We start from the raw sequence: 22,927 nt of genomic DNA, 5'->3' as shown, positions 1-22,927 counted from the left end.
AGCCTGCTTTTCGTGTGATTCAAGTCGAAAAGACAGCGCTGTCTCCGTGCTGAGGTGTCACATGGTTCAACCTATCAACGCGCTCGTGATCATGGGCGTTTGCGGCTGCGGCAAGTCCAGCGTCAGCCAGGCGTTATGCCAGCGCAGCGGCGCCGCCCCCATCGAGGGCGACGCATTCCACCCCCCGGAAAACATCCGCAAGATGAGCGAAGGAGTCCCCCTCTCCGACGACGACCGGGATGGCTGGCTGAACCTGCTATGCGACGAGTTGCGTCGCGCCTTCGAGGCTGGACAGCGCCCGGTGCTGACGTGCTCCGCCCTGAAGCTGCGCTATCGGGAGCGCCTGCGCAACGCCGTCCCCGGCGTCGGCTTCGTGTTCCTTGAGCTGACGCCTGAGGTCGCCACCGGACGTGTAGCCCACCGTCCTGGCCACTTCATGCCGGCAACATTGATCGATAGCCAGTTCGAAGCCCTGGAGCCGCCCTTGGACGAGCCTTTGACCCTGGTTCTCGACGCCACCCAGGACGTCGAGCAACTGGCCGAGGCCACCCATACTTGGTGGCTTGAGCATCCAGCGAGCTGACCGATCGAGTTTTGCCCGACAAAGACAGCGCTATCTCACGTGCTTCCTGTCCACAACAATGACAATAGAGACATCCCTATGCTTGCCATTTCCCATGACACCTTCCTGCTCCTGGATGCAGTGGTCACCATCATTGGCCTGATCGTCCTGATTACCCGCTTCAAGTTTCACCCGTTCATTGCCCTGATCATCGCCGCGATCTTCCTTGGCCTGACGTCTGGAATGCCAGTGGAGAAGATCGTCAAATCCTTCCAGGAAGGTTTCGGCGGCGTCCTCGGCTTCGTCGGCGTTATCCTGGCTCTGGGCACCATGCTCGGCAAATTGATGGCCGAGTCCGGCGGTGCCGACCAGATCGCCCGCACGCTGATCCAGGCGTTCGGAAAAGAGCGCGTCCAGTGGTCGATGATGCTCGCAGCGTTCCTCGTCGGAATTCCGCTGTTCTTCGAGATAGGCTTCGTCCTGCTGATTCCCCTGGTGTTCATCGTCGCGCGGCGCACCGGGGTATCGCTGATCAAGATCGGCATCCCACTCCTCGCCGGCCTCTCGGTGGTCCATGGCCTGGTTCCGCCCCACCCCGGCCCCCTGCTGGCGATCGGCGTATTTGGCGCGGATATCGGCAAGACCATCCTCTATGGACTGATCGTTGCACTCCCGACCGCGGTGATCGCCGGTCCACTGTTCGGTAGCTTCATTGCTCGTCGCATCCCTGGAAGCCCATCACCGGAACTGGTCGAGCAACTCGCCCACGAACCCGAGGCCAGCGATCTGCCCAGCTTCGGCGTGACCTTGGTCACCGTCCTGATGCCGGTATTCCTGATGCTGCTGAAAACCTTCGCTGACGTAGTCCTGCCCGACGGGCATATGATTCGCGCCTGGCTGGACATGATCGGTCACCCCATCAGTGCCCTGCTCCTGGCCTTGCTGCTGGCGCTCTATACCTTCGGTCATGCGCGTGGATTCAACTCGAAGCGAATCCTCAAACTGCTGGATGAAAGCCTCGCCCCTACCGCAGCGATCGTCCTGATCATCGGCGCGGGCGGTGGTTTCAAGCAAATGCTGGTTTCCAGCGGCGTGGGCGACGTGATCGGCCACCTGGCGGTGAACGCTCAGATCTCGCCGATTCTGCTCGCCTGGCTGGTGGCAGCGGTAATTCGTATCGCCACCGGTTCGGCGACAGTGGCCACCATTACAGGCGCAGGCATCGTGGTGCCGGTGATCGAACTGATTCCCGGGGTCAACCGGGAACTGCTGGTGCTCGCGACCGGTGCAGGCTCGCTGATTCTCTCGCACGTCAATGACGCCGGCTTCTGGCTCGTGAAGCAGTACTTCAACATGAGCGTCAGCGAGACCTTCAAGACCTGGACCGCCATGGAGACGATCCTCTCTGTCGTTGGCCTGGTGTTCATCCTGCTGCTCTCGTTGGTGGTCTGACGGAGCGTTTGCAAGACAGCACGCCGATCCAGCCCATAAGGGCTGGATCGGTGCGGAGTGCCGTTACCAAGCAGAGTCCTTAGGCGGCTTGCAGGCGCAAGGCCTGAGCATGCCAGGTAGATTGAAGGCACCCTGTCAGATGGACGGACTCGTTGCCTCGGCGTGCCTGGGCAGGCCAATAGAAATCAAGGCGGCCGACAGCACGAAAGCCGTGGACACCCAGAGGCAAGCTTGCAGCCCATAAGTCTGGAATATCCATCCGGACAGGAGTGTGCCGATCAGGCGCCCCAAAGCGTTGGACATGTAGTAGAAGCCCACATCCAGTGACACGCCGTCCTCCTTGGCATAGGAGACGATCAGGTAGCTGTGCAGCGAGGAATTCACCGCGAACAGCGCTCCGAACAGCATCAGACCACCCAGCAGTACAACCTGGGCCGACCAACCTGCCGAAAGGCCAAGTGCGATGCCTGCCGGCCAAACCGCCAACATGCTGGCCCAGACGAACGCCGCGCGACCATCCGGAACATGCCCGCGGCGCTTGCCCGTGATCGCGGGCGCGAAGGACTGGACGATACCGTAGCCGATAATCCAGGTCGCAAGAAAACCACCCACCAGCCAGAAATCCCAGCCGAAGACGGTGCTCAGATAGACCGGCAAGGCCACCACGAACCAGACGTCGCGTGCGCCAAACAGGAACAGCCGCGCTGCAGAGAGAATGTTGATCGCTCGACTCTTGGAGAGAATGTCGCGAAATTTCGGCTTCGCTTTGGCTTTGCCCAGATCCCTCTGCAACGTCAGCAAGCTGCCCAGCCAGATCAGGGCCAGCACGGAAGCCATGGCCAGCACGGCCCCCTTGAAGCCCAGCAGGGCCAGCAAGGCGCCGCCAAGAAAGAAGCCTACGCCCTTGAGCGCATTCTTCGAGCCGGTGAGGATGGCCACCCATTTGTAGAGCGTGCCCTGCTGGCTGTCGGGCACCAGGAGCTTGATCGAGCTCTTGGCGCTCATCTTGTTCAAGTCCTTGGCGATTCCCGACAGCGCCTGGGCCGTCATCACCCAGGGGATGGTCAGCCAGGCGGCGGGCACTGTGAGCATCAGCAAGGCCAGCACCTGCATGCCGAGGCCGATGTTCATGGTGCGGTTCAGACCCAGGCGAGCGCCCAGGTAGCCCCCGACAAGGTTGGTGATGACGCCGAAGATCTCGTAGAACAGGAACAGCGCAGCGATCTCTAGCGGCGTATAGCCCAGGGTGTGGAAGTGCAGCACCACCAGCATGCGCAGTGCGCCATCGGTGAGCGTGAAGGCCCAGTAGTTGCCGGTCACCAGCAGATACTGGCGTACTTCCGGGGCGAGGGCTGACAACGCATTCATGATCGCTTCCTGCCCCTATCAGCCGGCCAGACCAACCAGCTTCGCCAGTTCCACGGTGCGATTGGCGTAACCCCACTCGTTGTCATACCAGGCGTAAAGCTTCACCTGGGTACCGTTGACGACCATGGTCGACAAGGCATCGATGATCGACGAGCGCGGGTCGGTGCGGTAGTCGATGGACACCAGCGGCCGCTCCTCGTAGCCGAGGATGCCTTTGAGTTCGTTCTCGGCGGCAGTCTTGAGCAGCGCATTGACTTCCTCCACCGTGGTGGCGCGCTCCACCTCGAACACGCAGTCGGTCAGCGAGGCGTTCGCCAGCGGCACGCGCACAGCATGGCCGTTCAGGCGGCCACGCAACTCGGGGAAGATCTCCGCAATGGCCGTTGCCGAGCCGGTCGTCGTGGGGATCAGGCTCATGCCTGAAGCACGAGCTCGACGCAGATCCTTGTGCGGCTGGTCAAGGATGCTCTGGGTGTTGGTCAGGTCATGGATGGTGGTAATCGAGCCGTGGCGGATGCCCAGATTCTCGTGGATCACCTTGACCACCGGGGCCAGGCAATTGGTGGTGCAGGACGCAGCAGTAACGATGCGGTGCTCAACGGCATTGAACAGGTGCTGGTTGACGCCCATGACTACGTTCAGTGCGCCCTCCTCCTTGACCGGCGCGCTGACCACCACGCGCTTCACGCCCTGATCCAGGTAAGCCTGGAGCATAGCGACCGTCTTCATCTTGCCGCTGGCCTCGATCACCAGATCGCAATCCGACCAGTCGGTGTCAGCAATGGCCTTGTTGGCATTGACGCGGATGCGTTTGCCATCGATCAGCACGTCATCGCCTTCACTTGAGACCTCGTGGTGCCAGCGTCCATGCACCGAGTCGAAGTTGATCAGGTGGGCATGGGTGGCTGCGTCACCCGCCGGGTCATTGATCTGCACGAACTCGAACTCTGGCCAGTCCCAGGCGGCGCGCAGCGCCAGACGACCGATACGACCGAAACCGTTGATACCGACTTTGATTGTCATACTCGTGCTCTCGAATGAATGCGTGGGTCAGTGGGCAGCGTCGAACTGGTTGATCCAGTTGACGTGCACCGGGTGATGAATGGCTTTGGGACGCAGGGCCTGTACCTTGGGATGGCAGTCCGACGCGTCATCTGGTAGCGGCAGCCCGGAAGGATCGAAGATGCGCGTCTCAGCACCGAAGCGTTCAAGCAGCCGCGCGGCTTCCTCCGTCAGCAAGCGACTGAATGAGCGCTTGCGGGCCGATCCGTAAAGCAGCAGGATGCGCGGCTTGTGCGTGGCCGACAGCTGGCTGCCGACCTTGTCCGGCGTTGGCAGATCAACCAACTCGGCGTCGAGATTGGGAGTTGAATCGTCAGTCATGGATCGACTCCTGCGCGAGCTTGCCCTTCGTTTGATCGAACCAGCGACGTTTCAGCCACCAGGCCACACCAACCAGTGAGATCAGTACCGGCACTTCGACCAGCGGGCCGATCACAGTGGCGAAAGCCACCGGGGACGCCAGGCCGAAGGTGGCGATGGCCACAGCAATGGCGAGTTCGAAGTTGTTGCTTGCAGCGGTAAAGGCCAGCGCGGTTGTGCGTGGGTAGTCAGCCTCCAGCAGCTTGCCCATCCAGAAACTGAGAAAGAACATCACCACGAAGTAGATCGTCAGCGGGATGGCGATACGCAGCACGTCCAGCGGCAGCTGTAACACCTTGTCACCCTTGAGGCTGAACATCGCGACGATAGTCAGCAGCAGCGCCACCAGCGTCAGGGGGCTGATCCAGGGGATAAATCGCTCGCTATACCAGGCTTCGCCCTTGCGACTGATGAAAATTCGGCGAGTGAGGAAGCCGGCCAGGAATGGAATGCCCAAATAAATCAGCACCGATTCGGCAATGTCGAGGAAGCTGGTCTGGATCACACTTCCGTCCAGACCGAACAACGGCGGCAGCACGCCCAGGAAGATCCAGGCGTACACGCTGAAGAAGAGGATCTGGAAGATGCTGTTGAAGGCCACCAGCCCGGCCACGTATTGGTTGTTGCCTCCGGCGATCTGATTCCACACCAGCACCATGGCGATGCAGCGCGCCAGGCCGATGAGGATCAGTCCGGTCATGTACTCGGGCTTGTCGGCCAGGAATACGACGGCCAGAACGAACATCAGCACCGGGCCGATCACCCAGTTTTGCACCAGAGACAGGGCCAGGATGCGCTTGTCCTTGAACACCTGTGGCAACTCTTCGTAGCGTACCTTGGCCAGTGGCGGGTACATCATCACGATCAGGCCGATCGCGATAGGGACATTGGTCGACCCCACGGACAGGCTGTTCAGCCAGATCGGCAAGCCCTCGAACACACTGCCGAGGCCCACACCAAGTGCCATGGCGAGAAAAATCCAGACCGTCAGGTAGCGGTCCAGAAAGGCTAAACGGCTTTTGCTCATCCTCATATCTCCTTTGTCAGAGGGTGCCGATCAGGGCCAGCTCAGCCTTGAGCTGCTCAGCCCCTCGGTGGAGATGCCAGCCTTGTGCAAGGTCTGGATGCTCAAGGGGGGCACGGTCCCCTTCGGCTGGCTGCCGGCGCTATATGCCTTCATTTCAGGGGGAGCCAGGTGGTTGAACATGGTTTCATAAAGGATGCTGCGGCAGCTGTTGGCGGTGCAGAGAAACAAGACATTCATCGGACTATCCATTTTCGATCGAGCGGAAACCCGAGCGGTCTACCTCAACAGCAGGCAGCAACGCGTTCAGGACGGTCGCCCATGCCTTCCAGGCGCTTCGAGTCAGGGGTGAGCCAATACTTGTTGGCTTCCAGAACGGTAGTCAGCACGTTGTGCACCCAGCCAGGCAGATTGGGGTGCAGACGGTAGTAGACCCACTGGCCCTGGCGGCGATCGGCCAGCAGACCGCAGGTCCGCAATTGCGCCAGGTGGCGGGAAATCTTCGGCTGGCTCTCATCCAATGCACAGGTGAGTTCGCAGACGCACAGCTCCTCCTCGCGGGTGATGAGCAGCATAAGGCGAACGCGGGTTTCGTCAGCCAGGCATTTGAAAACAGTGGTTGGAGTCAGATGGTCGGCCATATCGATCTCAACGTTTGACTTTCACCAGAACGAACAACTTGATGCGTTCATGTAGCTCGTGAAGGGCGTGGCGGAATTCATAGGGCTTGCGACTGGTGATCGGCTTATGAACCCCACGCCCTTGCCTTGCTCATATACGGCAAATCAAATATATGTTTTTCCGTATATCAGGTAAACCCCGGAGCGGGATTCACTTAGCAAACCAGCAAAAACGAAGAGACAACACCTGCGTTGATAGTCCTCGACCGGCCTAACTGGTGCCTCCATGCGGCGTACCGATCAGGACATTTGAGTAAGCATATATTCAAATCTCGAGCGACATTTTCATGTCAAGCGCGCAGATCGTGTGCAGAAGACTGTGGCTGGGACCTTGCAATGGAGAGCTCAGAATGCGTGCAAGCATCGCCTCGCAGCGTCGCCCTGATGAGAGCTATGACCTGGCGCTGCGGGATGGCCCGAACGACCTGCCCAGCGTGTCCGCCCAACCGCTGGTGGAGAACCACGTCGTGCTCTGTGCAAGCCCTGAGCAGTGAACTGGTGGAACTGATGCCCGAGTACTGACGTGAACCCAGCGCTTTCGGTCCGTGAATCTAGGTGCTCTACCTCGCCCACCGGCGTAGTACGCACAAGGTCAAGCTTTTCATCGAATACCTGAAGGTGCACTGGGAGAAGCGGAGGTACCGGCAGGCCGCCGCGTCGAGATGCAAAGTGATGCGTCGATTCGGCTCAGGCAATCAAGTGCGGCGCGGAAGCGCTGTCGCACTGCCTGTGCTGGAGAAAGGCAGCCCCTCCGAAGAGGGGCTTTAAGGAACACTCAGTGCGTCCGAAGCAGGTGATGCCTTTCACACCATTGTTTGACGGCTGGTCGATTGGCCCATAGCGCCATCCCTATGCAACCTATGAAAGCGCAACCGACGATGATCAGGCCTAACGTGGTGACACTCATGGCACGCCTCCCACATCATTCAATCGACTACAACAAAAAACCTAACAAGCCTGTTACCCGGGTACAAGTAGCGCATTGGGGCGGCGGCTGATTACCACTGAACGGCAACTTTAGGCCGGCCTCGCCCTCTCTAGAGTGCTGGCTCCGGGGAACTTTCGACCCGTCATGACCTGCAGTATTCGCAGCGCCTGGCGGCCAGCCACGGCAGGTAGCGGACACTCGATCCAGCTGCTGAAAACTGGATCTACTCACCTCGCCACGACAAGCCATCTCGCCGCCAGTGGCAGAACGTGGCTGATTCTGTTGAAAAAATTCCTTTGAGATTTCTGCCCACAAGCGTGCATTGCTTACGCTGAAATCTGAGTCATTTCCGGGGCAGAACTGCCTTGGATTTCACGCAGCAACGCGTAAATCAGCCGATTTTTTGGCTATGGACAGGTGACTCTGGTCAACACCGACTTTTTCAACAGAATCGGCTGGTAGCAGACATACGGAAGCCAGGGCGACGGGAAACACAAATTGACCCTCCTCAACTCCAGGGCCGCGCTTCTATGCGCAAGGCCCCTCTCACACCAGGGCGCACCTTCTGTTCTATGGGAATGCTGAAACACACACCAGGCCCATCGGCCAGTGGCTTGCTGTCTGCGACAATACCCGGCTTGCCGGGGTTGGTTTCCTGAAAGCCGTACTTCAGGCTCCAGCCACCGATCGCCCCCGGATTTGGGGAAGCCTCGACGATGATTTGCCGCTGCAGGATATAGCCACCCTCGTAATGCCTGTCGAGGAACAGCAGGCCATCCACTTCATAGTCCGGTACCAGGATCCTCAGCTCGAAGGCAAGGCTGACCGAGCCGGACGCCTTGACGCTCTTCGTCGGATCGAGAAACACCGAGAACAGATGCGGGCTCTGGCTGCGATCGGGCGCCCGCACCGTGCCATCGGCACCGGGGAAGAGTTGAGCATAGGTGCGAAAAATCGCCGAGTTCTCTCGCAATTCGCGACGGGTGATCTGCCATTGGCAGGCACGAATACTCACCGCCACTTCGAACTGGTAGGACGCCCTCACGGTTTTTCCAGCATCCATCGCCTTCTGCACCTCGATGGGCAGGCTGATGTCATCGATGTCGAGCACGCCATCCATGCGCAACTGGCCGAACAGGAAGCGGGTGAGGTTCTGGTAGCCCTCCTCCGAGTTGACGATGCCGTAGTAGCCGGAGTGGCTTCGGTGCACGAAGGCGCGCGGTGAAGCGACGTTCGTACCGCCAGGACCAGGTCCATGTGTGGTGGCATTGCTGATGCGAACCAGGCCATCGCTGGCCTCCCCCGCCGCCCAGGCCGAGGCTCCCGCAGCGACCCGGTAGTCCTTGGGGTTGGTGCCGACCAGGTTGAATATTCGCTGCGGCGCAAAGCCCTGGACGATCGACACGTCATCGCCCTTGGGCAACGCCAGGTAAGCAGCCATGCGCTCACGGTTGAAATTGTCGATGTCGCCGAAGGTCAACCAGCCTGGCACGTTGCGCACGATGCGCATATCGATGCCGTTGTGCGGAGTGGCATAGGTGAAAACTTTGTCCACAGCCGCGCGGGCTTCGTTCGATCCGAGCGCAGGGTTCTGCAGGAAGGCACGGCAAATCAGCCCGCCCATGGAGTGAGCGACCAGGTACACACGAAAGTCGGCGGGCAGCAGGTGGTTGGCCGGGTTCTCCAGGAGTCTTGCCTTGAGCTTGAGAATCAACTCGCTGAGGCGCTTGGCGAAATGCTCCATGGGCGGCGTATCGCCGGAGCCGAACACGTCGGAAGCTTCGTCGTAATAGCGGAAGACAACCACGCAGCGATACGGCAGCAGCGCGCCGGGAGTATCGAGCTGATCCTGGCCGTTGTCGAACAGATCGTTGTAGCCGTGCTCGCTCATCAACCGCACGAGTGGCGACTCGAAGAAGAAGCGATGGGTATCACCCCCCCAGGCTTGGCGCGCCCGCGTCGAGCCGAGGTTGAAGCCCATGTAGGGATCGGAAACAGCATCCTCGATCTCGTTGGTAGTGGCGGCAAAACCGCGCACGTAGATGATCGGGTGGTAAGGATGCAGGGGCGGGTTGGCCATGACGGAAGCTCCTTGCATGTTCAGGCAGTACTACGCCACCAGCTGTGCGATCAACGCTGCGTCCACGACACCGGTCGCCGGCAGGCCGTGCGCCTGCTGGAAGTCCTTGATCCGCGCTGCACTGGTTTGCCCGTAAATACCGTCGGCCTTGATGTCGGAACCCGCAAAGGACAAGCCCAATTGCACCAGCCTCACATCCAGCCCACGCGCCAGCGGGGTTTGCAACGTCAGCACACGGCTGCCCGGTTGCGGTCCATCGTAGCAACCCGGGGGCGTCCCGTTCAGGGTTGCCGTGGAAATCTCCAGACCGCGCACCACCAGCGGCAGATCAAGCCCCCAGTGGTTCTGTTCGATAAGGCGCCTGAAGGCCTCCATTCGGTAAACCGTAGGATGCAACGCCTCGTTATCGTGGTTGGCCAGCCAGGATTCGCGGGTCTCGATGTAAGCCTTGATCCATGCCTGCTCACCCAATGTGTCGAAGCTCCCGGATTTGGCCTGGACGCGATCGCGAATGCGCTCCCAGGAGCCATGTACCGTACTGTCGTAGACCACCGCCATGCCCAGCGGTGTGGTGATGCCCAGCTCGCCTGCTGCGCGTTCGGCTTTCTGCCAATACACCTGGTCGAAGAAGGCATCCTGGGTTTCCCGCATCACCGGATCATCGGCGCTGGCGCGGAGGACGTTGTGAAGATGCCGGTCCTGGTCGAGCGCGATATCACGCGCTTTGCAGCGACCGAGAAAAGGGGTCAATCGCGTGGCGAATCGAGCACCAGGATTCTGGCAGTAGCGCTGGAGCAACTCATGCAGGTTGCCGGAGCCGAGCGTGGTCTGTGATCGGCCGAAGGTCAGGTGGCCTGTATCGCCTCTGATCAGAGTGACGTTGCCGTAGTCACCCAGCACGCTGCCGGTTTCGAAGATGTTGACGATCGCCTGGGCGGTCTTCTTTTGCGTAAGCGTAAGCATGATCGTTCTCCCACATTGCTGATGGGCTCGGTGCACGGTTCACTGCACCGCGCCTTCCGGGCAACTGGACGCAGCTGCTCAAGCCACCAGGTGGGATAACGGCACTCGCACCTGCTGTTCCCGATTGAGAATGTTCAGCAGCAACATCACCCGCTCCTCGCCGTCGATGGAGAGGAAGATCGCATCCATCTCGGCATAGGGGCCTACCTTGACGTGGACCTTGTCTCCGGGACTGAGCACCGCGGTTTCAGCCGTCGTGGCGCAACGCTGCATGAGGTGTCGGATGATCTCATCGGAAACACGGCAAGGTTGCCCGGCAAAACTGACGATCCTGCTCACACCTCGGGTGGAGCGCAGTGCCGTCCAGTTGTCTTGGGCATGCAGGTGGATAAAAAGGTAACCGGGGAACATCGGTTGACAGAGCCGCCTGAGCTTGCCCCGCTTGATCGTTTCTACGTCCATGGTCGGGCAAAAGCAGCCAAAGCCCTGGCGCTGGAGATGCTCGCGCGCCCGCTCATCCTGCCGTGTCTTGCACTGCACGAGGTACCATGCGAATTCCGGTATTTTCATTTTCGAGTTCATATGCCGTCCCTAGCGAGAGCCAACTTTGACCTGACGTTAGTTCTTCTCTGATCACACTGCAGGCGTGCAGCACCAGCCGGCCGACTAACGGTCAAACAGGCAGCAAGTTCGGCTCAATGTACTTCCCGAAATGTCCGCTTGTCGGAAACCCCCTACTTCACCTGACGGAAGAATTGTTGGTCTTCATAGCCGAACTATCCTGAAATTCACTTTCCCAGATGCCCATACATGAGGGCACTTTGCCATCAACTACAGCAGACGGAATTGTGTCAGTTTGGTGTGGACATGTTTCAGCTCGGAAAACCTGGCCGCCACCACGAATCGCGGCTGGCGGTAGCCTTGCCCTACTTCAGCTTTTCGCTAACTCCTTGAGAGAATGATGCTTTTCTGACCGCAGCGCGGATGCAGAAGATCGTCATGAGCTTGCCTTGGCAATGCTCGCCAAGTGCCATTATTCAAAAAGATCAGCCATAAACAGCCCTCACCACTTTTATTGAGTGCGTTAATTTCTAGCTGGCCGCTTACTTCTAACCAGAATGGATTGAACTACGTCAAAAAAAGAACTTCAGAAACCCTGAAAACAAATTCACTCGATAACTTCAGGTGTAAGCGACATTAAAGTGTCGACTACTTGCCTGGCCAACAGTGTTGCCGCTGAACAAAGAAACAACTGTACGCACTCATATGCCTGCCATCGATCAAGTGAACTGATCTCTACACACAATCCACCAGGAAAGTCCCTGCCGGACAGTCCCTGGGTGGGTCCTCTGCACAGCACAGGAGTCGGCGCCATGGCCCAAGTCAGCTATCCCGGTGTCTACATTGTCGAAAAGGCCAGCGGGGTACGCACCATCACCGGTGTTGCGACCTCGATCGCAGCGTTCGTCGGCTATACGCGCAAGGGTGTGCCCGACAAAGCCGTGGCCATCACCAGCTTCGCCGATTTCGAACGCAGTTACGGGGGGCTGGATCGCGACAGTCCGCTGTCCTACGCCGTACGCCAGTTCTTCATGAACGGCGGCACACAAGCCTTGATCGTGCGCGTGGCGATCAACCACGCGACCGCCTCCTGGGTGCTGGAAGATGGAACGCCAGACGACGTGCTCGACGTGACAGCGGCAAGCCCCGGCACCTGGGGCAACGGCCTGCGCCTCAGCGTTCAGCATACGGGCGTGCGCAATCCCGATGCGGATTTCAACCTGGTCGTCTCGCAATTGCAGCCCGACGGCACCACGCTCGTTCCGGTCGAGACGCACCGCAACCTGACCCTCGATCCGAACTCGCCACAATACGCTGAAGCCGTGATCAACAACGCCTCTGCGCTGGTGCGCGTGACGCGCCACGCCGGCCTGGTATTCGCCGAAGCCGGACTTGCTGTCAGTACTGCCATCGCGTTCCCGCTCGCACCGACCAACAACACCATCGGCGGCACGCTGGACGGCACGACCCCCTTCCTCCTGACCCTCGCCGACGCCCCCTGGAACAACATCGGCGAGCTGGTCACCGCCGCCACGGATGCGATCACGGCAGCGGGCCTTGGCGCGCAGTTGCAAGCGTCCGAAACGGGTGCTGACGGTGGTGCCGGCAACGGGCACCTGACCCTTGAATCGCTGACCGCCGGTGAATCATCGAGCGTAGTGATTGCGGGCGGCTCCTTTGGTGGCCTGAGCGCGACCATCCACATGGGGCTCGCCAACGGCGGGCGCGAATTCACCGGTGCAGCCGAGCACCGCCCGGACGTTGTAAGCAATGTAGTGCCCTCATCGCCCGGCGCCGATGGCACACGAGGCGGCGCGACCAATCTGGTCGGCAACGAACTGGCCAAGACCGGCATCTACGCCTTGCTGGATGTGGACCTGTTCAACATCCTGTCGATCCCGGAAACCTTCGACATGACCACTGGCCAGGTGGCTGGGGTGATTCCGCCTGCAACTGCGCTGTGTGAGTTGCGCCGGGCCTTTTACATCGTCGATGCCCCGGCTGGCCTTGCTTTGGCCACCATCGGCGGCTGGGCCAACGGCGCCTCGCAATCGCGCAATGCCGCGACGTACTTCCCACCTGTGCGCATCGTCGATCCTCTGGACGGGCTGCGGCCACGCGCCATGGCCCCCTCGGGCACCCTGGCCGGCATCTATGCGCGCACCGACGCGACACGCGGCGTCTGGAAGGCGCCTGCCGGCACCGACGCCACACTCAACGGCGTGCTGGACCTGGCCCTGCCGGTCAACGACCTCGAAAACGGCCAGATCAACCCGCTGGGCGTGAACGTGCTGCGCAGTTTCCCGGCCTATGGCCGCGTCGCCTGGGGCGCGCGCACGATGAAAGGGGCCGACGCGCAGGCCGACGAGTACAAGTACATCCCGATCCGCCGCCTGGCCCTGTTCATCGAAGAGAGCCTTTACCGCGGCACGCAGTGGGTCGTGTTCGAACCCAACGACGAACCGCTCTGGGCGCAGATCCGCCTCAATGTCGGCGCCTTCATGAATGGCCTGTTCCGGCAGGGCGCGTTCCAAGGCATGAGCCCGCAGGAGGCCTTCTTCGTCAAGTGCGACAAGGAAACCACGACACAGGCCGACCGCAACCTCGGCATCGTCAACATCCAGGTTGGATTCGCGCCGCTGAAACCGGCGGAATTCGTTGTCATCACCATCCAGCAGATCGCTGGTGACCTGCAATAAGGGAGTCGGATCATGGCCCAGTTCGCCGTTAATACCCATCGGTTCGATCCCTACAAGAACTTCAAATTCCGTATTAAGTGGGACGGCCGCTACGTTGCTGGCGTCAGCAAGGTCGGGGCGCTCAAGCGCACCACCGAGGTGGTCGAGCACCGCGAAGGCGGCGACCCCTCCACCACGCGCAAGTCGCCCGGCCGAACCAAGTACGAAGCCATCACCCTGGAACGCGGTGTCACCCATGACCTCGAATTCGAGGCCTGGGCCAACAAGGTCTGGCACGTGGGCACCGGCCTCGGCGCCGAAGTGAGCCTCAAGGACTTTCGCAAGGACGTGATCCTCGAGGTCTACAACGAAGCCGGCCAGGTCGTGCTGGCCTACAAGATCTACCGCTGCTGGGTCTCCGAGTTCCAGGCGATGCCCGACCTCGACGCCAACGCCAACGCCATCGCCATCCAGACGCTCAAGCTGGAAAACGAGGGCTGGGAGCGAGATCCAGAAGTGTCCGAACCCACGGAACCCTCGCTCGCGGGGGGATAGCGCACCATGGACCTGTCGCCATCGCCCGCTATGCTGCGCCCATTCGGCCAGATCACCGACCTCGACCTCGACTTCGGCGACGAAGACCGACCGGGCCTCGTGACCCGGCTGCTCGCGCAATGTGGCGGGCACCCTGACCCTACCTACTGGTGGTCGCTGCCCGTGAGCCTGCGCACTGCAGCCTTGCTGCGACTGGTCGCCATCACCGAGCGGGTCGATGCCCTGCCCTTCACGGCCCCCTGTAGTTGCGGTGAGACGTTCGAGTTCGAACTGCCTCTGCAACCACTGGCCGCAAGCGCGGGCGAGACGGGGCCGATCCAGGTGGAACTGGACGGGCAGCGCTCGGTGACGCTGCGGCGCCCCACCGGCGGAGACCTGCGCCAGTGGCACGCGGCAATGCCGGCCTCACGAGCCGAAGCCGTGCGCATGATGCTCGATGCTCTGCTTCAGGACGGCCAGGTTCAGCCGGATGACGAGGTGCGACTGGCCGAGTTGGTCGCGGAGGCAGACCCACTGGTGGCGTTCACGGTGTCCTGCCAGTGCCCCGCCTGCGGCGCCGCGAATGAAGTACCGATTGACCTCGACGCAACGGCATTGACCCGGCTCCGTGCACGCCAGCGCGCGTTGCTGATCGAGGTCCACTGCCTGGCCTCGCATTACGGCTGGACCGAATCCGACGTGCTGGCGATTCCCCCGGCACGCCGGGCGCAGTACCTCGCACTGATCGAGAACCCATCATGAGCGACTACTTCGACTCCCTGATACGCTCCAGCGGCCTGACGGTAGGCAGCAGCATGCCGACCCGCCTGGCACCACCCGTCAGCCGCCCAAGCCTGGTCGAGATCGACATCCAGCACAGCGTGCCGGTCATCCAACCGCTGCCTGCATCATCGTCGCAACCCGCAACGCTGCCGCAAACCGCAGTAATAGCCAACGAAGCGCCTGCATCACAGCGTGAGTTCGATCCACCACCTGCTCGGCCGATGGCCGCGATCAGCCAGGTGAGCGCATTGGCCAACGGGCCATTAACTCCCGACGGGCACGCAGCCGGGGCGCATCTCCGCACGCAACAGTCGGAGCCGCCCATACCCTCCGCCGCCCCGGCTGCGCCAGTTCCGCCGCCACAGGCTCACGCACTGGTGCGCGCAGCCATGCAGTGGGTCGCGGCTGATCCCCAGCAGGCGTCTCCCGAACCCTGGGCCAGCGCACCGCGCGGCCGGTTTGTAGCGCCAACCGAACCCGCCAGACCCCACGCGGTGATATCGACACCCGTTGCCAAGACAGAAGCCGGGCCACAATCCGCGCAGCCCGCACAGGCTCAGCCGCTAGCGCACCCGCTGGCTCCTGGGGAAGACACGGCGCGCCGTCCCGGTACCCCGGCAACACCGCTGGCGGCACCAGTCACAGCGTCGCCTTCGACGCGTGATGAGCAGTTCGAGGTCTCCATTGGCGCGATCCATCTACGCGTAGAGGCCCCGACGCCTCAGACCGTAGCCCGAGTGCCGCCCAGTGCTGCGCAGCGCGCTGCCGGGCCAACCATCACGCCTCGCAGCGCCCTGTCGCGGCGCGCCCTGCGGCGGTTCTGACCATGGCACTCGCAGACTCCGGCAAGGCGATTGGCGCAGTGACGCGCCTGCTGCAGGACCACCTGATCCGCCGCGGCTTCGAGGTGTCGATCGGCAAGCCCGAAGATGCGGCCAATAGCGATACCACCGAAAAGCTCAACCTGTACCTCTATGAAACGACCTTCGATCCACAGCTGCGCAACTTCTCACTGCGCGACGGCGAGCCTCCACCCCTGTGGCTGATCCTGAAGTTCCTGCTGACAGCCTTCGACAACGGCGAAAGCAGTGACACCGCTGCCGCGCATGACCTACTGGGCCGCGGCATGGCGGCGCTGCACGAACTCAGCTTCCTGCGCCTGGACCCACTGGTGGCGCTGGACGTGCGCCTTGCCCTGGAAAACAACCCGGAACCGCTGAAACTGAGCTTCGACGAGTCGAGCGTTGACCAACAGTCCAAGACCATGCAAGGCACTGATGAACGCTACCGGCTCTCGGTGGCCTTCCAGGTTCGCCCGGTGATGATCGTGCCGGGCAATCTGCCGCGCAGTGCCCTGCTGGTGGGCGTCGACTACAGCACCACACCGGAAACCATCATCGGTGGCGAAGGCGTCCGAATCGAAGTGATTCCATCGATGGGCGCCCGGCTCGACCGGGTCGAGCCCGCCCGCTTCGAGGCCGGAGCGTTGCTGACGCTGTATGGCGAAGACCTGAACGCCAGCACCCTGGAAGCGCTGCTCGGCAACGTGCAGCTGGTGATCGTCGAGCGCCACGTCGACCGGCTGGTGGTCACCGCCGAAGGCAGCCCCGGCACCCCGATCGCATCCGGCGCTACGCTCTCGGCCGGCGAGATTCCGCTGGTCGTTCGCCGCCGACTGTCGCCGACCCGCGCGCGGTCGAGCAACCTGCTGGCAGCACGGTTATTGCCAACCTTGACCAGCGCCGCGCTCGTCGGCAGCGACCTGGAACTGCAGGGCCTGCTGCTCGGCAACGACACAGACGACGTGATGGTGTTGTTCTACCGGGAGTCCGATGGGGTCACGGTGCACCTGTTCGACGTGGTGACCACCGCCCCTGACCAGCAGACCCTGACCATCCCCAGCGCCGCCGCTGCCGTGCCGGCCGGCAGTTACCGCGTCATCCTGCGAGTGAACAACCAGCAGGCCAAAGCCAGTCCAATCGTGGTGGTGCCATGACGACCGACCCGCTCGCCGCGTTCAAACTCCCTGACCCTGTCGCATTCCTGCCTGGTGTGCGAGGCCAGGATGTGCTCGCGCAGTACTGGCTGAGCCAGGTCACCTTGCGGCTGCGGCGAGAAGTCTGCTGGCTGTGGCGCGAGCGCAGCCTGCAAGGTGTGATCGCTGATGAGGGGTCACCGCTGCCGCCCGCTGTCGACGGGGCACTGGATGCGCTCGACCTGCTGCGCTACGAACGCGAGAAAAGCCTCTTCTTCGCCCAGGACGTCACCGCGCGCTACCTCAGCGGACGCATCACCATGGCCGAGCGCCCGGGTACGGGCGAAGCCCAACGCGGTTCGTTCGGCTGGGTCGCGCAGCGCCTGCGGCTCGCACCGGTCGAGTGTTTCGTGCTGGCGCTGGCCCTGCTGCCCAGTGTCGACAGCGCCGCGGGCCAGGTGATCTCAAGCTGCCTGAACGATTCCGCACGCAATGGCCCTACCCTGGCACTGGCGCAGCGGCTATGGGACGAGCCGGATGAGCTTGTATGCTGCTTCGACCCGGCCCACGCGTTGCTGCGCCATGGCCTGCTCACACCGCTGCCTGGCACTGCGCTGTACGACTGGCAAGCCACGCTGTCTGTCCCTTCGCTGGTTGCGCGTGAGCTGCTGTTTGCCGGCGCCGAACTGCCACCGGCGCTGGAAGCGATCATGCCCGCCGAGCTGCCGCAGGACCTCGATGCTGCGACCGTCGCACGCGTCTGCGCCGTCATGGCAAGCCTTGCCGACGTTGGCCGAGGCGAAAGCCTGCAACTGGTTCCAGTGATCGGCCCGCCTGGCGCACCACTCGCCGAAGTGGCCGCTGCCTGTGCCGAACGCGCCGGCGTAGTCACCGTGCAACCAAGCCCGGCGCTATCGCGCGAGCACCTGGCCCAGGCGATGTGCGCCGCGTGGCTGCGTGGTTGCGCCCTGTACCTGCCGGCCGCCCTCCTGGCCGACAACAGAGCCCACGACGACCTGCTGACGCCTCCACCCTTGCCGGGGCTTCCACTGACGATCTTCGTCGGCGCCCAGGACCGCGCCGCGTTGCGCGGGCTGGGGACCACTCTGCCGACCATCCAGGTGCCGTCACTGAGCTATGCGCAACGGCTCGATTGCTGGCAGCAACAACTGCCCGACGCCGCGCTCGCCCCGGTACTTCCTGAGCTGGCCCGCCGCTTCCGCTACGAACGAGCGGCGATTGCCCGCGTGGGGGCCGAACTGGCAACCCTGGGGCGGCCCCCAAGGCCAGCCGAACTGTTCGCTGCTGCACGCGCAGACCTCGATCTCGGCACCCTGGCCCAAGCCGTCATGCCGCGCTTCGCGCTAAGCGAGCTGATGCTGCCTCCCGCACAAGCCCTGCAGATCGACGAGATCATCGCCGCGATGCACAACCTGACCCGCGTGCATTACGACTGGGGCACAGCGCGGGCCTGGAACGAGGGCGGGCTGGCTGCACTCTTCGCCGGCCCGCCCGGTACCGGCAAGACCATGGCGGCCGAAGCCATCGCCGCCGAACTGGCTTTGCCGCTCTACCGCATCGACCTCTCCCAGGTCGTCAACAAGTACATCGGCGAGACGGAAAAGAACCTGCGCCGGCTGTTCGACGCCGCCGACTCGGCGGATGTGATCCTGTTCTTCGACGAGGCCGATGCCCTCTTCGGCAAGCGCACCGAGGTCAAGGATGCGCACGATCGCTACGCCAACCTGGAGATCAGCTATCTGCTGGAACGCATGGAGCGCTTCAAGGGCCTGGCGATCCTCGCCACCAATCGTCGCAAGGACCTGGACGAAGCCTTCCTGCGGCGCCTGCGCTTCGTCGTCGAGTTCCCACTGCCGGGCCCGGCAGAACGGCTGCGCATCTGGCACAGCGTAATCCCTGCCGGCGTCGATACGAGCGACGTCGATTTCGAGTTCCTCGCCCAGCGTTTTGCCCTGGCCGGTGGCCACATACGCGGCATCGTCTTCCACGCCTGCCTGCAGAGCGCGGCCGATGGCGCGCCACGGCGCCTGGGGATGGCCGCCGTGGTCCAGGCCCTGCAGCGTGAATACGACAAGCTGGACCGCGCCAACAGCCTTGACCAGTTCGGCCCTTACGCCGAGCTGGTCGCTACCCGGAGGACCAAACGATGAACGCGCCCTCCTTGCCCCGTCGTCGCCTGCACATCAATGCGCTCGAACTCGACCTGCGTGGCATCCCGGCAGAAACCGCCGAAGCGGCAGCGCGGCTGCTCGGGCCGGCGCTCGCCCAGGCCCTGGCCGGGCAGACGCCTCAGGTGCTGTCAGGCGAGCGCCTCGATGCAGACCATCTCGCCAGCCCCGCGTCGCCCAGCGCCCAGGCGCTTGCGGCCGGCATCGCCCAGCGCATTGCCGGCACCCTTCGGGGAGAGCAGCCATGACCCTGCTGCGCGGTGCATTGATCGAGTACGGCACCGACCTGATCGGCCCGATCCCGAATGTGGTGATTTTCCAGTTCAACCCGGAATCACTGACGCGCACGCTGGAGATTCCCCCGCGTCCTACCGGCGCCACCCAGCGCGAGACGGCCCAGGCGGGCGAGAAGACCTTCGAGAAAATCAGCTTCAAGGCGCACTTCAGCGCCGCAAACATGCTCGATGAAGGCAAGGTCCTGGCCGAACTGTTCGGCATCGGCCCGCAACTGGCCGCGCTGGAAAAGATGGTACTGCCCAGTGGGAAGATCGCCGGCCTGATCGGCGCCGCCATCGATGCGATCGGCGATGCCCTCGGCGGCGGCGGTGATGACGCCCCGGCCCAGCCGATACCACGTGAAAAGTACCCGCGCATCCTGTTCATCTGGGGCCTGACGCGGGTCCTGCCGGTGACCATCGACTCGATGAGCATCTCCGAACTCGAGTACGACGCAATCCTCAACCCGACCCGTGCCGAGGTCGACATCCAGCTCAGCGTGATCGCCGTCGACGATTGCTCCGACGACGCACTGGCCAAGGGCGCGTTGGAGTATTCGACCATCGCCAAGGAAGCCCAGGCGATCGCCAACCTGGCCAACACCGCCGAACAGATCGTCGAACTGATTCCCCTGTAGCAGGCCGCAGAACAGAGCAGGAGGCAGCATGTTTCTCCAGAACTCGCGCTACGCCAGGGTCGCCACGGTCCAAACCACCACCTCGACTGGCGAAACCGTGGTTGCCTTGAAGCTGCGCTACCTGACACCCACAAGCGGCGATCCGCAGATGGTGCAATCAGGCGACCGCCTCGACCTGTTCGCCCAGGCACGCACAGGCGATGCAACGCAGTTCTGGCATATCGCTGACGCCAACACCGCCCTCGACGGCCGCACCCTCGTTGACGAGCCCGGCGACACTGTCGTCGTGCCGAAGCGCTGACATGAAGCCCCGCTGCATTTGCTGCCTGCCGCTCCGTAGGGCGGCCGTCCGGGAGGAATGACCATGGCCGAGCAACGATTCCGCGTCTGGTTCGGCGACAACGCCGCAAGCGAGGAGCAACTGCGGCGCATCGAGGAGATCGAAGTCACCCAGGAAATGGACGCGTTCTGGGAGGCTCAGTTGCGCATGGTGCTATGCCTGGATGCCAACGGTGCCTGGTTGCATTGGCCGGGCGAGACCAGCGAACCCTTCTCGCGCGTGCGGGTTGAACTGGATATCGGCAATGGCCGCTTCGCCGCATTGATCGACGGGCCGCTGGTGAGCATCGACGCCGACCTCGACTCGCAGCCCGGCCGCAGCACGGCGACTCTGGTGGTGCGCGACGATAGCGCCTTCCTCAATCGCGACGAGGAAGCCGAGCCCCCCTTCGAGCACCGCAAGGCCAGCGACATCGCCACCGAGCTGTTCGGCCGTTTCACCGAGATCGGCGATACCCGTATCGACGCCACCGAGTCCACGCCGGAGACCACCACCCGCCGCGGTACTGTGCTGCAGTTCCTGCGCGAGCTGGCAACGGCCAATGATCGCCATGCCTATGTGCTGCCGGGTGACCAGCCGGGCGCCAGCATCGGCTGCTTCCTGGCCGACCCGGCCGATGCTGCGGACCTGCCGCCGCTGGTGCTGATCGGCAACGGTCGCAACCTCGCCAATGCCACGATCATGCAGGACCCAGAGGGCGGCGAGCGCACTCAGGCGCAGGTATTGCGCGTCGATGACCAGGGCGTCACCAGCTTCGAAACCAGCGCCGCAGACCTCGGCCTGATGCGCAACCTGCCGGCATTACCGGCCGACCTGACGCCACGACGGTTGTTGGACCCCGCGGAAAACACCCGTGAAGACCCGACCGCGGCCGCCACCGCACGGGCGCGATGCCGGGGCTATGTCTACAAGCTGACCAGCCAGGTCATCCCCGGTTGCTACGGCGGCCTGCTGACGCCCTACCAGAAAGTGCGTGTCGATGCCGGCGCCACGCCCTACAGCGGCGACTACCTGATCACCAAGGTGGTCCACCACATCACGCCGTCGCTGTACACGCAGCAACTGGAAGCCAAGACCGACTCGGTGAGCGAGGTCTCGGGCGCGGCGGTCGCGGAAGCGTTGGGCGGTGGCCTGCAACTGTCAGTTTCGGTGAGCGGAGGGATCTTCTGATGGACGATCTGATGGAGCGTACGGTCGAGCGGCTCGTCGAGCGGGTCGGCAGCAGCTACTACGGCAAGTACCGAGGCATCGTCACAGACGTCGACGACCCGAACAACCAGTGCCGCATTCGCGCCACCATCCCCGCTGTGTTGGGCGAACACGCCTGTGGCTGGGCGCTGCCGGCTGCGCCCTTCGCCGGTGACGGCCACGGCATGGTCATGCTGCCCAAGGTCGGTTCCGGCGTGTGGATCGAGTTCGAGGCAGGCCAGCTGGACAACCCGATCTGGTCTGGCGCCTGGTGGGCCAGCGGCGAGCGGCCTGAGCCGCAAGGTGCGGGCGTGCGCGTGATCGTCTCCGAGCAAGGCCACAAGGTGATCCTCGATGACGAGGCGAACGAGGTCAAAATCGTCCATGGCGACAGCAGCATTGCCAAAGTCATCACCCTCTCGTCCAACGAGGTCGTCATCGCCTGCGGTGCCTGCGAAATCAAGATCACCAATGAAAACATCTCGCTGAACAACGGGTTGATCAAAGTCGGTCTGGCCGGTGTCAGCCTGGTCAACGGCGCCATGACCTTCGGGGTGCCGCCATGATCCCGATCCTCACCACCAGCAGCCTCGTGATGTGCCCGCACGGCGGCGTTGCACAGTTGATCACCACGAACACCGAGGCCCTGGTGGATGGCGCACCGATGCTGCTGCAGACCGACATTCACCCCATCGTCGGCTGCCCGTTCACACCAGTCACCTACTCGCCCTGCGTATCCATCCGCTGGGTGACCGCCGCGACGCAGACCGCACTGCACAACGTGCCGGTGCTGCTCCAGACCAGCGTTGGCCTGTGTCTCAACGCCGCGCAAGTGCCCCAGGGCACCGCCGTTGTCGTCCAGGTCCAGCAAAAAGCCAAAGGGATATGAACATGGCGCTTTCCAATGGACGGCATCTCGCGTTCCCCTTCCGTATCGGCAGCGACGGACGCACCGTCTCCCCGGCGAACGACGACGCGCACGTACGCGATGAATTGCTGCAACTGCTGCTGACCAGCCCCGCCGAGCGCCTGTTCCTGCCCGAGTTCGGTGCGGGAGTACGCAAGCTGGTCTTCGAGCCGGCCTCGGAAGCCTTGCGCGGCGTGGTCAAGGCGCGCATCACCAACGGATTGTCGCGCTGGCTGGGCCACCGCCTGACGGTTGAGCTGATCGACGTGGTCTGGGACGACGCCGCCGCAACGCTGGAGGTGACGGTGAAGTACCGGCCCGCCGGCAGCCCGGATTCGCGTGTCATCAAGTTCCAGCGCAACTCTCGATAGGACCTGCCC

23 protein-coding genes and 3 pseudogenes are annotated in these 22,927 nt (G+C 62.7%); 16 read left to right on the top strand and 10 right to left on the bottom strand.

The features are described from left to right. Nucleotides 1-61: 61 nt before the first annotated feature. Together OXH74_RS21135 and OXH74_RS21130 are read left to right on the top strand one after the other, a co-directional pair. Nucleotides 62-583, top strand: a complete 522-nt coding sequence (locus OXH74_RS21135) for a gluconokinase, GntK/IdnK-type (protein WP_375738704.1) — start codon at nt 62-64, stop codon at nt 581-583. A 78-nt stretch (nt 584-661) separates the two neighbouring features. Beyond that, nucleotides 662-2,014, top strand: coding sequence for a GntP family permease (locus tag OXH74_RS21130; protein ID WP_215378984.1), 1,353 nt, complete (start codon nt 662-664; stop codon nt 2,012-2,014). 135 nt (nt 2,015-2,149) lie between these two features. Here the strand turns inward: OXH74_RS21130 and arsJ are convergent, their stop codons facing one another. From arsJ to OXH74_RS21095, 7 genes and pseudogenes are all read right to left on the bottom strand, one after another. Then, nucleotides 2,150-3,382 carry an organoarsenical effux MFS transporter ArsJ gene (gene arsJ / locus OXH74_RS21125; protein WP_375738703.1) on the bottom strand — a complete coding sequence of 411 codons (1,233 nt, stop codon included), beginning with the start codon at nt 3,380-3,382 and terminating at the stop codon, nt 2,150-2,152. Between the two features lie 18 nt (nt 3,383-3,400). Further along, a complete protein-coding gene (locus tag OXH74_RS21120) occupies nt 3,401-4,405 on the bottom strand; it encodes an ArsJ-associated glyceraldehyde-3-phosphate dehydrogenase (protein WP_375738702.1) in 1,005 nt (334 codons plus the stop codon). Nucleotides 4,406-4,495: 90 nt separating this feature from the next. Further along, a pseudogene (locus OXH74_RS21115) lies at nt 4,496-4,765 on the bottom strand (NADPH-dependent FMN reductase); the annotation flags it as partial. Beyond that, nucleotides 4,758-5,831, bottom strand: coding sequence for an ACR3 family arsenite efflux transporter (gene arsB, locus OXH74_RS21110; protein ID WP_375738701.1), 1,074 nt, complete (start codon nt 5,829-5,831; stop codon nt 4,758-4,760). The gene arsB and the pseudogene OXH74_RS21115, both read right to left, overlap by 8 nt. Before the next feature lie 51 nt (nt 5,832-5,882). Then, nucleotides 5,883-6,068: pseudogene (locus tag OXH74_RS21105) on the bottom strand (low molecular weight phosphatase family protein); the annotation flags it as partial. A gap of 44 nt (nt 6,069-6,112) precedes the next feature. After that, nucleotides 6,113-6,469, bottom strand: coding sequence for a metalloregulator ArsR/SmtB family transcription factor (locus tag OXH74_RS21100; protein ID WP_375738700.1), 357 nt, complete (start codon nt 6,467-6,469; stop codon nt 6,113-6,115). Nucleotides 6,470-6,476: 7 nt separating this feature from the next. Further along, nucleotides 6,477-6,572 (bottom strand): annotated as a pseudogene (locus OXH74_RS21095) (arsenate reductase ArsC); the annotation flags it as partial. Between the two features lie 286 nt (nt 6,573-6,858). Between OXH74_RS21095 and OXH74_RS21090 the strand changes: the two are divergent. Beyond that, nucleotides 6,859-7,002 carry a hypothetical protein gene (locus OXH74_RS21090; RefSeq protein ID WP_375738699.1) on the top strand — a complete coding sequence of 48 codons (144 nt, stop codon included), beginning with the start codon at nt 6,859-6,861 and terminating at the stop codon, nt 7,000-7,002. 942 nt (nt 7,003-7,944) lie between these two features. Here the strand turns inward: OXH74_RS21090 and OXH74_RS21085 are convergent. The 3 genes from OXH74_RS21085 to rfaH all read right to left on the bottom strand — a co-directional run bounded on the left by OXH74_RS21085 (nt 7,945) and on the right by rfaH (nt 11,049). Continuing rightward, nucleotides 7,945-9,516 (bottom strand): esterase/lipase family protein, encoded by a 1,572-nt coding sequence (locus tag OXH74_RS21085; RefSeq protein ID WP_375738698.1) that lies wholly within the window; start codon nt 9,514-9,516, stop codon nt 7,945-7,947. Nucleotides 9,517-9,546: 30 nt separating this feature from the next. Then, complete coding sequence (locus OXH74_RS21080; protein WP_375738697.1) at nt 9,547-10,479, bottom strand: peptidoglycan-binding protein; 933 nt, start codon at nt 10,477-10,479, stop codon at nt 9,547-9,549. Between the two features lie 78 nt (nt 10,480-10,557). Next, complete coding sequence (gene rfaH / locus OXH74_RS21075) at nt 10,558-11,049, bottom strand: transcription/translation regulatory transformer protein RfaH (protein ID WP_375738696.1); 492 nt, start codon at nt 11,047-11,049, stop codon at nt 10,558-10,560. An 803-nt stretch (nt 11,050-11,852) separates the two neighbouring features. Between rfaH and OXH74_RS21070 the strand changes: the two genes are divergently transcribed. The 13 genes from OXH74_RS21070 to OXH74_RS21010 all read left to right on the top strand — a co-directional run bounded on the left by OXH74_RS21070 (nt 11,853) and on the right by OXH74_RS21010 (nt 22,918). Beyond that, a complete protein-coding gene (locus tag OXH74_RS21070; RefSeq protein ID WP_375738695.1) occupies nt 11,853-13,739 on the top strand; it encodes a phage tail sheath family protein in 1,887 nt (628 codons plus the stop codon). A gap of 12 nt (nt 13,740-13,751) precedes the next feature. Further along, complete coding sequence (locus tag OXH74_RS21065; protein WP_215378957.1) at nt 13,752-14,273, top strand: phage tail protein; 522 nt, start codon at nt 13,752-13,754, stop codon at nt 14,271-14,273. A gap of 6 nt (nt 14,274-14,279) precedes the next feature. Continuing rightward, on the top strand, nt 14,280-15,014 hold the full coding sequence (locus OXH74_RS21060; protein WP_375738694.1) for a hypothetical protein: 735 nt from the start codon (nt 14,280-14,282) through the stop codon (nt 15,012-15,014). Beyond that, nucleotides 15,011-15,859, top strand: coding sequence for a hypothetical protein (locus OXH74_RS21055; RefSeq protein ID WP_375738693.1), 849 nt, complete (start codon nt 15,011-15,013; stop codon nt 15,857-15,859). The genes OXH74_RS21060 and OXH74_RS21055 overlap by 4 nt, the downstream gene beginning before the upstream one ends. A 2-nt stretch (nt 15,860-15,861) precedes the next feature. Next, nucleotides 15,862-17,031 carry a DUF4255 domain-containing protein gene (locus OXH74_RS21050; RefSeq protein ID WP_375738692.1) on the top strand — a complete coding sequence of 390 codons (1,170 nt, stop codon included), beginning with the start codon at nt 15,862-15,864 and terminating at the stop codon, nt 17,029-17,031. Continuing rightward, nucleotides 17,028-19,181, top strand: coding sequence for an ATP-binding protein (locus OXH74_RS21045; RefSeq protein ID WP_375738691.1), 2,154 nt, complete (start codon nt 17,028-17,030; stop codon nt 19,179-19,181). The genes OXH74_RS21050 and OXH74_RS21045 overlap by 4 nt, the downstream gene beginning before the upstream one ends. Next, on the top strand, nt 19,178-19,447 hold the full coding sequence (locus OXH74_RS21040) for a hypothetical protein (protein ID WP_375738690.1): 270 nt from the start codon (nt 19,178-19,180) through the stop codon (nt 19,445-19,447). Before OXH74_RS21045 ends, OXH74_RS21040 begins: the two co-directional genes overlap by 4 nt. Beyond that, nucleotides 19,444-20,112, top strand: coding sequence for a hypothetical protein (locus OXH74_RS21035; protein WP_375738689.1), 669 nt, complete (start codon nt 19,444-19,446; stop codon nt 20,110-20,112). The genes OXH74_RS21040 and OXH74_RS21035 overlap by 4 nt, the downstream gene beginning before the upstream one ends. A gap of 28 nt (nt 20,113-20,140) precedes the next feature. Continuing rightward, nucleotides 20,141-20,413: a hypothetical protein gene (locus tag OXH74_RS21030; protein ID WP_375738688.1), complete on the top strand. Its 273-nt coding sequence runs from the start codon at nt 20,141-20,143 to the stop codon at nt 20,411-20,413. 63 nt (nt 20,414-20,476) lie between these two features. After that, nucleotides 20,477-21,622 carry a hypothetical protein gene (locus tag OXH74_RS21025; protein WP_375738687.1) on the top strand — a complete coding sequence of 382 codons (1,146 nt, stop codon included), beginning with the start codon at nt 20,477-20,479 and terminating at the stop codon, nt 21,620-21,622. After that, nucleotides 21,622-22,206 (top strand): phage baseplate assembly protein V, encoded by a 585-nt coding sequence (locus OXH74_RS21020; protein WP_375738686.1) that lies wholly within the window; start codon nt 21,622-21,624, stop codon nt 22,204-22,206. The genes OXH74_RS21025 and OXH74_RS21020 overlap by 1 nt, the downstream gene beginning before the upstream one ends. After that, complete coding sequence (locus OXH74_RS21015; protein ID WP_375738685.1) at nt 22,203-22,529, top strand: hypothetical protein; 327 nt, start codon at nt 22,203-22,205, stop codon at nt 22,527-22,529. Before OXH74_RS21020 ends, OXH74_RS21015 begins: the two co-directional genes overlap by 4 nt. Before the next feature lie 2 nt (nt 22,530-22,531). Next, entirely contained in the window at nt 22,532-22,918 is a 387-nt protein-coding gene (locus OXH74_RS21010) for a GPW/gp25 family protein (RefSeq protein WP_375738684.1), read from the top strand. Nucleotides 22,919-22,927 lie beyond the last annotated feature (9 nt).

The sequence above is a fragment of the Metapseudomonas boanensis genome (assembly GCF_042232855.1).
Taxonomy (GTDB): domain Bacteria; phylum Pseudomonadota; class Gammaproteobacteria; order Pseudomonadales; family Pseudomonadaceae; genus Metapseudomonas; species Metapseudomonas boanensis.
The sequence above is the reverse complement of the archived record's forward strand: the minus strand, read 5'-3'. Positions and strand labels throughout refer to the sequence as shown.

What these genes read in the sequence shown, in the direction of transcription:
- OXH74_RS21135 (WP_375738704.1), top strand. Translation starts at nt 62, where the DNA reads ATGGTTCAACCTATCAACGCGCTCGTGATCATGGGCGTTTGCGGCTGC.
- OXH74_RS21130 (WP_215378984.1), top strand. Translation starts at nt 662, where the DNA reads ATGCTTGCCATTTCCCATGACACCTTCCTGCTCCTGGATGCAGTGGTC.
- arsJ (WP_375738703.1), bottom strand. Translation starts at nt 3,382, where the DNA reads ATGAATGCGTTGTCAGCCCTCGCCCCGGAAGTACGCCAGTATCTGCTG.
- OXH74_RS21120 (WP_375738702.1), bottom strand. Translation starts at nt 4,405, where the DNA reads ATGACAATCAAAGTCGGTATCAACGGTTTCGGTCGTATCGGTCGTCTG.
- arsB (WP_375738701.1), bottom strand. Translation starts at nt 5,831, where the DNA reads ATGAGCAAAAGCCGTTTAGCCTTTCTGGACCGCTACCTGACGGTCTGG.
- OXH74_RS21100 (WP_375738700.1), bottom strand. Translation starts at nt 6,469, where the DNA reads ATGGCCGACCATCTGACTCCAACCACTGTTTTCAAATGCCTGGCTGAC.
- OXH74_RS21090 (WP_375738699.1), top strand. Translation starts at nt 6,859, where the DNA reads ATGCGTGCAAGCATCGCCTCGCAGCGTCGCCCTGATGAGAGCTATGAC.
- OXH74_RS21085 (WP_375738698.1), bottom strand. Translation starts at nt 9,516, where the DNA reads ATGGCCAACCCGCCCCTGCATCCTTACCACCCGATCATCTACGTGCGC.
- OXH74_RS21080 (WP_375738697.1), bottom strand. Translation starts at nt 10,479, where the DNA reads ATGCTTACGCTTACGCAAAAGAAGACCGCCCAGGCGATCGTCAACATC.
- rfaH (WP_375738696.1), bottom strand. Translation starts at nt 11,049, where the DNA reads ATGAAAATACCGGAATTCGCATGGTACCTCGTGCAGTGCAAGACACGG.
- OXH74_RS21070 (WP_375738695.1), top strand. Translation starts at nt 11,853, where the DNA reads ATGGCCCAAGTCAGCTATCCCGGTGTCTACATTGTCGAAAAGGCCAGC.
- OXH74_RS21065 (WP_215378957.1), top strand. Translation starts at nt 13,752, where the DNA reads ATGGCCCAGTTCGCCGTTAATACCCATCGGTTCGATCCCTACAAGAAC.
- OXH74_RS21060 (WP_375738694.1), top strand. Translation starts at nt 14,280, where the DNA reads ATGGACCTGTCGCCATCGCCCGCTATGCTGCGCCCATTCGGCCAGATC.
- OXH74_RS21055 (WP_375738693.1), top strand. Translation starts at nt 15,011, where the DNA reads ATGAGCGACTACTTCGACTCCCTGATACGCTCCAGCGGCCTGACGGTA.
- OXH74_RS21050 (WP_375738692.1), top strand. Translation starts at nt 15,862, where the DNA reads ATGGCACTCGCAGACTCCGGCAAGGCGATTGGCGCAGTGACGCGCCTG.
- OXH74_RS21045 (WP_375738691.1), top strand. Translation starts at nt 17,028, where the DNA reads ATGACGACCGACCCGCTCGCCGCGTTCAAACTCCCTGACCCTGTCGCA.
- OXH74_RS21040 (WP_375738690.1), top strand. Translation starts at nt 19,178, where the DNA reads ATGAACGCGCCCTCCTTGCCCCGTCGTCGCCTGCACATCAATGCGCTC.
- OXH74_RS21035 (WP_375738689.1), top strand. Translation starts at nt 19,444, where the DNA reads ATGACCCTGCTGCGCGGTGCATTGATCGAGTACGGCACCGACCTGATC.
- OXH74_RS21030 (WP_375738688.1), top strand. Translation starts at nt 20,141, where the DNA reads ATGTTTCTCCAGAACTCGCGCTACGCCAGGGTCGCCACGGTCCAAACC.
- OXH74_RS21025 (WP_375738687.1), top strand. Translation starts at nt 20,477, where the DNA reads ATGGCCGAGCAACGATTCCGCGTCTGGTTCGGCGACAACGCCGCAAGC.
- OXH74_RS21020 (WP_375738686.1), top strand. Translation starts at nt 21,622, where the DNA reads ATGGACGATCTGATGGAGCGTACGGTCGAGCGGCTCGTCGAGCGGGTC.
- OXH74_RS21015 (WP_375738685.1), top strand. Translation starts at nt 22,203, where the DNA reads ATGATCCCGATCCTCACCACCAGCAGCCTCGTGATGTGCCCGCACGGC.
- OXH74_RS21010 (WP_375738684.1), top strand. Translation starts at nt 22,532, where the DNA reads ATGGCGCTTTCCAATGGACGGCATCTCGCGTTCCCCTTCCGTATCGGC.